This window comes from Candidatus Pantoea edessiphila (assembly GCF_002933355.1).
GTDB lineage: Bacteria > Pseudomonadota > Gammaproteobacteria > Enterobacterales > Enterobacteriaceae > Pantoea_C > Pantoea_C edessiphila.
The window spans coordinates 123,028-134,548 of the sequence record NZ_PDKU01000002.1; the positions used below are offsets into that span (position 1 = coordinate 123,028).

Below are 11,521 nucleotides of genomic sequence, written 5' to 3' on the forward strand. Positions count from 1 at the left end.
TAAATTTGTTAATTATCAAAACTATTTATTATGATAGAATTCATCAATAAAAATATTACATTATCAAAAATTATAATTAATAAATTAATGATAATTCTAAAGTTTAGAAAAACAAATATCAGCGATGTCTATAGTTTTTTGAATATCTTCCAAGGTGTGTGCTAATGACATAAAATTTGTTTCAAAAGGAGATGGACTAAAATATATTCCCTTGTTTAACATTAAATGAAAAAATTTTTTAAATGTTCTAATATCACATCTTTTAACATCAGAATAACAAGTTACGTTGTTATATTCAGTAAAAAATAAACCAAACATACCTCCAATATGATTAATTACTAAGGGTATATCATTTCTTGCTGCTGCACTGCGCAAACCTAAAATTAATTTTGTAGTTAAATCATTTAATCTTTCATACGTATACGGTTTCATAATTTGAACTAAACAATTATATCCTGCATTCATAATAACTGGGTTACCAGAAAATGTTCCAGCTTGGTATACATCTCCAATAGGAGCCAATTTACTCATAATTTTCTTACTTCCTCCGAAAGCTCCGACAGACATCCCTCCACCTATTATTTTACCTAAACAAGTAATGTCTGGTCTTATATTGTAATATTCTTGAACACCTCCTAAAGCTATTCGAAAACCAGTCATAACTTCATCAGCAATTAATAATGCATTAAATTCATCACATAAATTTCGTAGTCCTTCTAAAAAATATGGTTGTGGTAAAATACAGTTCATATTACCAGCTACTGGTTCAACTATTATTGCAGCAATATCATTCGGATGTTTTGTGAATATATTTCGTACTGAACTTAAATCATTATATTCACAAACAACAGTATCTTTTACAAAGTCATGTGGGACTCCTGATGAACTTGGATAGGTTTGACTATTTATTGAATAATCATGATCACCCACTAATAAGTAATCAACATGACCATGATAACAGCCTCTAAATATGATAATTTTGTTACGTTTAGTAAATCCTCTTGCTAAACGAATAGCACTCATCGTAGCCTCAGTGCCAGAATTGACCATACGTATCATATCAATACTTTGTATTAAATTACAAAGTAATTGAGCTATAAGTACTTCTATTTTTGTAGGAGTTCCAAAACTTAAACCATTTTTTACTACTTCTATAATTGATTCACGAATATAATCGTTATTATGCCCTACTATCATAGCTCCCCAGGAACCCACATAATCGATGTAACAATTATCATTTATATCGTATAAATAAGCACCTTGAGCTTTTTGTACAAAAAAAGGAGTTCCTCCTACAGCATTAAAAGATCTTACTGGAGAATTAACTCCTCCTGGAATAAAAGATTTTGCAACAGAAAAGAGCTTCTGAGAATTATTAATTTCGTTAATAATAAAATTATTATAGACCATAAAAATATTTAAAGTACCTTAACTTATTCTATATAATAGCTTACTCATATATATAAAATATAACAATTGAATAATTTATATCATAGATTTACAATATACTTGATATCTTGATTTTAATTATATTAAAAAATCAGTTGATTGAAAAATATTTTTTAATTTAAATATTTCATTGGAATTAAATTATGAATATAAATTCATCAATATCCTTAAGATTTACCGATACTGCAATAAATAAATTGAAATACATAATAAATCAAGAAAACAATAAATTATTAAAATTACGTATTTATATAACAGGTGGAGGATGTAGTGGGTTTCAATATGGTTTTATTTTAGATGATAAAAAAAATGAAGAAGATATAATTATTAAAAAAAATGGTATAGCAGTTATTATTGATCCTATAAGCATACAATATTTAAATGGAAGTTTAATAGATTACAAAGAAAATTTAGAAGCTTCACGTTTTACAGTGATAAATCCCAATGCTAAAATAACTTGTAGCTGCGGTTCGTCTTTTAGCATTTAAAGTATTCGTTAAAATTATGATTTTATATAGTAAGTATACTTGTTTGATTTATCACCTGCCTAAAGATAGATTTGTTATGAATTTATTTATCATAATACAACATTTTGCAGAACTACTTTTTAAATGTTTTTTAAAACTTAAATAGGACTGACCGTTTACAATATCAGAAATAGAACGTATAACTACAAACGGTAGTTGATATTGATAACAAACTTGAGCAATAGCCGTTGCTTCCATGTCAACAGCAATTGCTTGTGGAAACAGTTTGCGAACACGTGTAAAAGATTTAATGTTACTTATAAATGTATCTCCACTAATTATAAGACCTTTTTTTGCATTAAAATTTAATTGTTTAATACAAATTTCTGCTTGATTAATTAAATTTTTATCTGCTGAAAATTTAGCAGGAAAACCACTTACCTGTCCTAAACTATAACCAAAAACAGTCATGTCTACATCGTGATAACAAACCTCATCGGATATTACAATATCTCCTACTTTTAAATCTAAAGAAAGACTTCCAGCTGTACCTATATTTACAATTATATTTGGTTTGAAAAAATTTATTAATAATGTAGTTTTTAATGCAGCTATAGTTTTTCCAATACCCGATTCCAGAAGAAATATTTTAATATTTTTAAAATAGCCTAAATAAATTTTACATCCACTAATTGAATAAGATTTACACTTTTCGATCATATTAAGTATAAGTTGAATTTCTTCTTTCATAGCACCTATAATACCTATTTTCATACAGAATCTCTTTAGATTAATAAAATTACGTGAAATCTATTCAATAATTATTGCACTTATTTAATCAGTAAAATGCTTTTTTACATTATATTTTAATAAATATAATAAATTACAGATTTTTAATGTATAATTTTATGTATTATTAAAACTATTCTTAAATTTCAATTAAATATTAAAGTTGAATTTTCAGTTTTTTGATACTTGATCAAATTAATAGAAATCTAATATTGATTTTTTTGTAAAAAAACAAATTTTATGCACTACAAAACTTATTTCATGAATTCTAGTATATTAGAATTTTATTTAATATATAGCAGATAAATTATTAATTAATAATAAATATTATTTTTTTAAATATTATAGCTAAATGATTAATTTATCTATTAATTTTAATGCATTATTTAGTGATTTGATTAACAAAATCAAAATTTCATGAAATAATTTTGTATTAAAATTAATTATCTCACTATTAGGTAATGCAATATTCTAAAATTTAATTTTGAGAGATTTTAATATCATGAAAAAATCATTGTTAATATTAAAAGCATTAGTACTTAATGTTATTATATTAATTAATAATATTACTACAGTAGAAGCAAGTTCTAGTACACAAAAATTTTTTACTTTATCACCAGTGCTAAAAAAAATCATGCCCGCAGTAGTTAGTATAATTGCAGAAGGCAGTATAAATTTAAATAATAGTGATATTCCTCAAATAAATGATCAGCAAAAAAATCCATATAATACTTCATTAATTAGATTTAGTCAAAAAAAATCACCTATAATCCAAAAAGATAAACATCAGTATGATGATATAAAAAATTATCACCAAAAAATATTTAAAATTTTAGGTTCAGGAGTGATAATTAATTCTGAAAAAGGTTATATAGTCACAAATAATCATGTAGTAAATGATGCGAGTAAAATTGAAGTAAAATTAAGTGATAATCGTCATTATTATGCAAAATTAATCGGACAGGATATAAAATCGGATATTGCTTTACTTCAATTACAAAATGTAAAAAAATTAACAGTTATGAAAATTGCTGATTCTGATAAATTGCGTATAGGAGATTATACAATAGCAATTGGTAATCCTTATGGACTAGGAGAATCTGCAACTTATGGCATAGTTTCTGGACTGAAACGTAATGGTATCAATGATAATAACTATCAAAATTTTATACAGACAGATGCGGCAATTAACCGTGGTAATTCTGGAGGTGCTTTAGTGAATTTAAAAGGAGAATTAATTGGTATCAATACTGCAATTTTTACTCCTGATGGAGGTAATACAGGAATAGGATTTGCGATTCCTAGTAATACAGTTAAAGAAGTTATAAAACAGATAATAGATTATGGTCAAGTAAAACATATTGAATTAGGTATTTTAGGAACCGATATTGATTCAAAAATTGCAAAGGCTATGAATCTTAAATATAACTTCGGCATTCTTATTAATCGTGTTCTACATAATTCAACTGCTGCTGAAGTTGGTATTGAAGCAGGTGATGTAATCACATTCATTAATAATGATCCGGTTGATAATCTTGCATCAATGTATAATAAAATAGGATTATTGCCTATTGGAAGTATAATTAAATTAAGTTTATCAAGAAGTAATAAATATATTAATTTATCAGTTAAATTAGAAAAAATTGATTTCACTTTTTTAGATTCTTCGATCATTTCTAATAAGATTGAAGGTGCCAGTTTAACTAATGGTGAGTCTTATGATAGTGGAGTTTATGTAGAACATGTTGTATCAGGAAGTGCAGCAGCAAACATTGGTTTACAAGAAGGAGATATTATTATAGGTTTAAATAATCAAGAAGTTAAAAATTTAGGTGATTTACGTAGAATTTTAGATAACAAACCTTCATTTCTAGCTTTTTATATACACAGAGCAAATAAAAATATATATTTATTTTAAATAAAGTTCAATATGCTCACACCAGGACTCCTGGTGTGAAAATAGTATTTTAAATTTGATTGAATACATTTAAAACACAATTTTATTGAAATCGTAGTATTTCATTAATACTCGTTTTTTTACGAGTTTTATAATCCACTTGCTTAACTATTATAGCACAATACAAACTATATTGCTTATCGTTTGAAGGTAAATTGCCTGCAACAACTACAGAACCAGCTGGTATGCGACCGTAGCTTATTTCTCTAGTCATACGATTATAAATTTTAGTACTTTGACCTATATACACACCCATTGATATTACTGATCCTTCTTCAACTATTACACCTTCAACAATTTCAGATCTTGCTCCAATAAAACAGTAATCTTCAATTATAGTTGGATTAGATTGTAATGGTTCTAAAACACCACCGATTCCTACTCCTCCTGAAAGATGTACTTGTTTTCCTATTTGTGCACAAGAACCGACAGTAGCCCAAGTATCGATCATAGTACCACTATCAATAAAAGCACCTATATTTATGTAGGAAGGCATTATTATAGTATTTTGTTCTATATATGCACCTTTTCTTACAGATGCAGGTGGAGCAAGTCTTATGCCTGATTTTTTAAAATCTGAGGCGCTCCAATCAAAAAATTTCATACTTATTTTGTCATAATAATTTGTTTCAGAACCATATATTACATTATTATCAGTTATCCGAAAAAAAAGTAATATTGCTTTTTTTATCCAATCATGAGTAATCCAAATGCCATTTTTTTTTTCAGCAACTCGCAGCATACCATTATCTAGTAAATTTATGGTTTGATTTACAGCATTACTTATTTCTTGATTGTTAATTTCTGTATTAATATCATTTTTTTTTTCAAAAGCATATTCAATAACATTTTTTAAGTATTGCATTGATTTTCCAATCTATAATTTTAATAACTTAATGACATCTTATATTTATAAGAAAAATTATTCAATTTGATCCCTATGATTAATTAATATATTTATATATATAATTGATGCGAATAAAATATTACTATTGAATGTCATATATCTGTAATGTGGAAAAACTATTACATCCAATATATGAATAATATATAATAATTAATATCTTTATTCATTTAAAAAATGCAAATAACATATATATTTATACTCTAAAAATAAGATTATATTGTTTATCATGATATATAATTTTAATTAATTATTGCTAATTAATTAAAATCGATGAAATTGTATCATCTTTTCGCAATGTTAAAATTTCACATCCATCATTAGTGACTAAAATTGTATGCTCATATTGTGCTGATAGGCTTTGATCTCTAGTTTTTACAGTCCAACCATCTGACATAGTATATACATGACTATTTCCAATATTAACCATTGGTTCAACAGTAAAAATCATATCTTTTTTTAATAATAATCTATTGTTTTGTACCATGTAATGGAGAATCTGTGGTTCTTCATGAAAACTTTTTCCTATACCGTGACCACAATAATCACGCACAATAGAGAAACCGTTTTCTTCTACATATTTTTGAATAATATTACCAATCTTATTTATATAAACTCCCGGTTTAATAACACTTAACGACAAGTACAGACTTTCTTGAGCAATCTTACATAGATGCTCACCTTGAGTAGTTGGTTTTCCAACTATAAACATTTTAGATGTATCTCCATAATACGAGTCTTTAATAACTGTCACATCAATATTAACAATATCTCCATCTTTTAATTGATAATAATCATTAGGAATACCGTGACATACTACTTCATTAACAGATATACACGTTGATTTTGGAAAGCCTTTGTATCCAAGACAAGCAGGAATTGCATGCTGTTCGTTAACCATGTATTCATGACATATTTTATCTAATTTACCTGTTGTTACTCCCGGTATTATATATTGCTCTATCATTTCTAACACCTCAGCAGCTAATTTACAAGCAATGCGTATTTTTTCTATTTCTGTATTAGTTTTTAGTATAATAGACATTATATTAATCCAAAAAATATAAAATTTTGATCTAACAATAATAATGTTTTTATGTTAAAATTCATCTATTAAATAAATGTAAAAAGTATATCTAATTAATAATTTCTTAACATTTGTTTAATATATGTGGTATATGTTTCGATATGTGGTATATGTTTCGATTATGTCATAAAATTTAATCTAGTAATATAATAATAATATTTTAATTTTATAAAATATAGCAGTTATTAATAAAACGCATATTAATAGCTCTTTCATTATAATTATGCAGATATAACTTTGATAAATTTAGAGGTGTTCATGGTAACTGTTTCCATGCGTAATATGCTTAAAGCTGGTGTTCACTTTGGTCATCAAACCCGTTATTGGAATCCAAAAATGAAGCCTTTCATATATGGTTCTAGTAATAGAATTCATATCATTGATCTTGAAAAAACTTTACCTATGTTCAATAAGGCGATTATTGAATTAAGTAAAATTTCTTCTCGTAAAGGTAAAATTTTATTTGTAGGTACTAAACGTGCTGCCAGTGAATCAATAAAAGAATCTGCAATAAAGTGCGAACAGTTTTTTGTTAATCATCATTGGTTGGGAGGTATGCTAACTAACTGGAAAACCGTTCGTCAATCTATTAAACATTTAAAAGAACTTGAAATACAATCTCAAGATGGTACGCTTAATAAACTTACTAAAAAAGAGGCCTTATTACGTAAACGTAAGTTATCTAAATTAGAAAATAGTTTGGGTGGTATTAAAAACATGGGTGGTTTACCAGATGCTTTATTTGTTATTGATGCTAACAAGGAAAATATTGCAATAAAAGAAGCAAACAATATGGGCATTCCGGTATTTGCTATAGTTGATACTAATTCTAATCCAGATGGTATTGATTTTGTTATTCCTGGTAATGATGATGCTATGCGAGCTGTTAATCTATATTTAAGTACTATTGTAAAAGCTATAGATGAAAGCCGATATCAAGATAATATAAATAATGCTCAAACCAGATCACTGATATAATAAAATAGCATAAATTATATTATCAGATTATTTTTGGTTCAATTATGCATATTATATCAAAAACACATTTTATTTTTATAAGATGAAATTTCAATAAAGTTAATAGAGGATTTGAAATGGTTGACATTAATGCTGCACTAATTAAAAAACTACGTGAATGTACTGGTGTAGGCATAATGGAGTGCAAAAAAGCACTAATTGAAGCAAATGGAAATATAAATTTAGCTATAGAAAATATGCGTAAGTCTAATGCCATTAAAGCATTAAAAAAAGTAAATAATGTTGCAATTAATGGTATAATTAGAGTTAATATTTTCGATGATCACGGTGTGATATTAGAAATAAATTGTGAAACTGACTTTGTAACACAAAATATTTGTTTTTTAAATTTTACTGATAAATTAATAAATGCACTGAAAGTGAATCCAACAATTGATCTTATTAATTTAAGAACACAGTTTGAAGAAGATAGAATTGCATTAGTAGCTCAATTAGGTGAAAATATTCAAATTAATCGCTTAGGAATATTAAAAGGAAATACATTAAGTTTATATTTACATAGAAATCGTATTGGAGTATTAGTTTCTGGTTTAAATATTGACAAATTACTACTTAAAAACATTGCAATGCATATTGCAGCTAGCAAGCCTTTATTCATTAAACCTGATAATATACCCGAAAACATTCTTATTAAAGAACGTGAAATTCAGATGGCAATTGCAGTTAAATCGAGTAAATCTTTAGCGATTGCAAAACAAATAGTAGAAGGTCGTATGGGGAAATTTATAAATTCAATATCTCTGACTGGCCAAGTATTTGTAATAGATCCAAGTAAAACTGTTAGTCAAATTTTACGAGAACAAAATGCTGATATCATAGAATTCATACGTTTTGAAGTAGGCGAGCAAACGTAACAATATCAAACTAAAATTTAATATAAAGCACTGAATAATTTTTAGTTTTCTTATTTTAAATCATTTTTTATTTATCAAATTACCTAAAATTGTATCATTTTTATTATTATATCTTAAACTTGATAATATTAAAAATTAACAATAGGTAATTAAAACTAATAATAGGTCAGATTTTATATTTCCTTTATATAATCATTTCAGGAATGTTGACCATGAATGTAAATACTGTTTATAATCGTGTTCTTTTAAAATTAAGCGGTGAAGCATTACAAGGAAACGAAAATTTTGGTATTGATGCATGTTTTCTTGATCGTCTAGCACAAGATATAAAAGAATTGGTTGAATTAAGTATACAAGTTGCTATTGTTGTTGGTGGAGGGAATTTATTCCGAGGAGAAAGTTTAGCTAAATTAGGAATGAGCAGGGTAGTTGGTGACCATATGGGAATGCTGGCAACTGTAATGAATGGTTTAGCATTGCGTGATTCATTGCATCGTGCTTATATAAACACTTGTTTAATGTCAGCTATTCCTTTAACTGGTGTTTGTGAAGATTATAATTGGTCAGAAGCAATTGGTCTTTTGAGTAAAAATTATGTAGTAATATTTTCTGCAGGTATTGGGAATCCTTTATTTACTACTGATTCTGCAGCTTGTTTACGTGGTATTGAAATTTCAGCAGATGTAGTATTAAAAGCTACTAAAGTAGATGGTGTTTACTCATCTGATCCGAACCATAACATGGACGCTGTTTTATATGATAAATTAACTTATTCTCAAGTACTAAGTCAAAAATTGAAAATTATGGATCTTACTGCTTTTACATTAGCAAGTGTCCATAACTTGCCAATTCATGTATTTAATATAAATAAAATCGGTGCTTTACGCTGTATATTAACAGGACAAAAGGAAGGTACTATAATTAAAAATTAACAATTAATGATTGTATAATAAATAATATAAAATAGTTCATTCAAAGAATTTGATATCATTTTCCAGTAAAATACACATTAATTCATTACGATACAAGGATTTTATCAAATGACTAATGAGATAATAAAAGATATTGAAGTACGTATGAATAAATGTATTGAATTATTTAAAAAAAATATCAATAAAATACGAACCGGACGTGCTTCAACTACTTTACTTGATAATATTAAAGTAAAATATTACGATACAATAATACCTATTAGTCAACTAGCAACTATAACGGTAGAAAATTCACGCACATTAAAAATAAATGTATTTGATTTTTCAATTGTTTCTTTGATTGAGAATACAATTAAAAATTCTGAGCTTGGTTTAAATCCTTTTACAGATGGTAAAGTCATTTATGTTCCGATACCTGTACTAAATGAAGAACGTAGAAAAGAATTAATCAAAGTTATAAGAAATACAGCAGAACAGAGCCGTATATCAATACGTAACATCAGAAGAGAGACTAAAGATAAACTTAAGGTAATGTCAAAGGAAAAAAAAATAACTGAAGATCAAGAGTATTATACACAAGAATTAATTCAAAAAATAACCCATAGTTGTATTGTTAGAATAGATGATTTTCTTATAAATAAAGAAAATGAATTAATGAAATTTTAAATTTCATAATATATTATATTTTAAAACTATACAACGACTACTGTCGTTGTTATAATTTATATGGATAATGTTATGAAACGACTAACTTTGTTAGGTTCAACAGGATCTGTTGGCGTTAATACATTAGAAGTGATTCGTGTTAATCCAGAACTTTACGAAGTTACGGCATTAGTTGCCAATCAAAATATTGAATTAATGGTTCAACAATGTGAAATTTTTCAACCTCGTTATGCTGCGATGGCTAATGAAGGAGCAGCTGAAGGAGTACGTAAAAAATTAAGAGATCTTAAGGTAAAAACTGAAGTTTTATCAGGAACTCAAGTAGCATGCGAGTTAGCTAGACTTAATGAAGTAGACCAGGTTATGGCTGCTATTGTTGGAACATCAGGATTATTACCGACACTTTCAGCAATTTGTGCGGGTAAAACTGTGTTACTTGCAAATAAGGAATCTCTTGTCACTTGTGGTCGTATCTTTATGGAAGCAGTAAAGCAATATAATGCAAAATTATTACCAGTTGATAGTGAGCATAATGCAATTTTTCAAATTTTACCATTTTCTGTCCAAAATCATTTAGGATATGCCGATTTAAAAGAGAACGGTATTGAATCAATTATTCTTACAGGATCAGGGGGACCTTTTCTAAATACAGATTTAAAAGATTTAAATAAAATTTCTCCAAATCAAGCCTGTTTACATCCAAATTGGTCTATGGGTCGTAAAATTTCTGTCGATTCGGCTACGATGATGAACAAAGGACTTGAATATGTAGAAGCAAAATGGCTGTTTAATGCTAATGCAACTCAAATAGAACTAATATTACACCCTCAATCAATTATTCATTCTATGGTAAGGTATTGTGATGGTAGTGTTTTAGCTCAATTAGGTATTCCTGATATGCGTATACCAATTGCTAATACTATGGCTTGGCCTAATAGAATTAATACAGGCACAGCACCCCTGAATTTTGCCAACATTTCTACATTTACATTTATAGAACCAGACTATATCCGTTATCCCTGCTTAAAATTGATGATAGATGCCTCTAAAGATGGACAAGCAGCAACTACAGTGCTTAATGCTGCTAATGAGATAGCTGTTACAGCATTCTTAAATCATAAAATTCGATTTACCGATATTGCATCATTGAATAAAGCAGTTTTAACATCATTTTCTTGTGAAGAACCAGATTCTTTAGAAGCTGTACTTGAAATTGATCGTATAGCTCGCAATGTTGCAAAAAACATGTTGTTGTTATTTCATTAATAATTATTAATACTTCTTGCTCCTTAAGATAATATTTGATTGCATTAATCGAGAATGTTATATTTACCATATGCATATTTTTATACGGTATTATTAAATAATTTATATTTAA

The 11,521-nt window shown here is 27.1% G+C and carries 11 protein-coding genes; 7 read left to right on the top strand and 4 right to left on the bottom strand.

Annotation, left to right across the window (positions count from 1 at the left end):
• Positions 1 to 96: 96 nt before the first annotated feature.
• Positions 97 to 1,380, bottom strand: a complete 1,284-nt coding sequence (gene hemL, locus CRV10_RS02210; RefSeq protein WP_136130216.1) for a glutamate-1-semialdehyde 2,1-aminomutase — start codon at positions 1,378 to 1,380, stop codon at positions 97 to 99.
• Positions 1,381 to 1,592: 212 nt separating this feature from the next.
• On the opposite strand from hemL, the gene erpA reads away from it, so the two are divergent.
• Positions 1,593 to 1,937: an iron-sulfur cluster insertion protein ErpA gene (gene erpA / locus CRV10_RS02215; protein WP_136130191.1), complete on the top strand. Its 345-nt coding sequence runs from the start codon at positions 1,593 to 1,595 to the stop codon at positions 1,935 to 1,937.
• A 51-nt stretch (positions 1,938 to 1,988) separates the two neighbouring features.
• On the opposite strand, the gene mtnN is transcribed toward erpA, so the two are convergent.
• Positions 1,989 to 2,690 (bottom strand): 5'-methylthioadenosine/S-adenosylhomocysteine nucleosidase, encoded by a 702-nt coding sequence (gene mtnN / locus CRV10_RS02220; protein WP_136130192.1) that lies wholly within the window; start codon positions 2,688 to 2,690, stop codon positions 1,989 to 1,991.
• 517 nt (positions 2,691 to 3,207) lie between these two features.
• Between mtnN and CRV10_RS02225 the strand changes: the two genes are divergently transcribed.
• A complete protein-coding gene (locus CRV10_RS02225; RefSeq protein WP_136130193.1) occupies positions 3,208 to 4,623 on the top strand; it encodes a Do family serine endopeptidase in 1,416 nt (471 codons plus the stop codon).
• A gap of 82 nt (positions 4,624 to 4,705) precedes the next feature.
• On the opposite strand, the gene dapD is transcribed toward CRV10_RS02225, so the two are convergent.
• Positions 4,706 to 5,527 carry a 2,3,4,5-tetrahydropyridine-2,6-dicarboxylate N-succinyltransferase gene (dapD, locus tag CRV10_RS02230; protein ID WP_136130194.1) on the bottom strand — a complete coding sequence of 274 codons (822 nt, stop codon included), beginning with the start codon at positions 5,525 to 5,527 and terminating at the stop codon, positions 4,706 to 4,708.
• 295 nt (positions 5,528 to 5,822) lie between these two features.
• Positions 5,823 to 6,611, bottom strand: a complete 789-nt coding sequence (map, locus tag CRV10_RS02235; protein ID WP_136130195.1) for a type I methionyl aminopeptidase — start codon at positions 6,609 to 6,611, stop codon at positions 5,823 to 5,825.
• A 300-nt stretch (positions 6,612 to 6,911) separates the two neighbouring features.
• Here map and rpsB point away from each other — a divergent pair, with 300 nt between their 5' ends.
• From rpsB to ispC, 5 genes are all read left to right on the top strand, one after another.
• Positions 6,912 to 7,631 carry a 30S ribosomal protein S2 gene (gene rpsB, locus CRV10_RS02240; RefSeq protein ID WP_136130196.1) on the top strand — a complete coding sequence of 240 codons (720 nt, stop codon included), beginning with the start codon at positions 6,912 to 6,914 and terminating at the stop codon, positions 7,629 to 7,631.
• Between the two features lie 116 nt (positions 7,632 to 7,747).
• The gene (gene tsf, locus CRV10_RS02245) at positions 7,748 to 8,545 is read left to right on the top strand and encodes a translation elongation factor Ts (protein WP_136130197.1); all 798 of its coding nucleotides are present in this window, start codon (positions 7,748 to 7,750) and stop codon (positions 8,543 to 8,545) included.
• A 212-nt stretch (positions 8,546 to 8,757) separates the two neighbouring features.
• Positions 8,758 to 9,477: a UMP kinase gene (pyrH, locus tag CRV10_RS02250; protein ID WP_136130198.1), complete on the top strand. Its 720-nt coding sequence runs from the start codon at positions 8,758 to 8,760 to the stop codon at positions 9,475 to 9,477.
• A gap of 108 nt (positions 9,478 to 9,585) precedes the next feature.
• Complete coding sequence (frr, locus tag CRV10_RS02255) at positions 9,586 to 10,143, top strand: ribosome recycling factor (RefSeq protein WP_136130199.1); 558 nt, start codon at positions 9,586 to 9,588, stop codon at positions 10,141 to 10,143.
• 72 nt (positions 10,144 to 10,215) lie between these two features.
• Positions 10,216 to 11,409 carry a 1-deoxy-D-xylulose-5-phosphate reductoisomerase gene (gene ispC, locus CRV10_RS02260; protein WP_136130200.1) on the top strand — a complete coding sequence of 398 codons (1,194 nt, stop codon included), beginning with the start codon at positions 10,216 to 10,218 and terminating at the stop codon, positions 11,407 to 11,409.
• Positions 11,410 to 11,521: the final 112 nt, after the last annotated feature.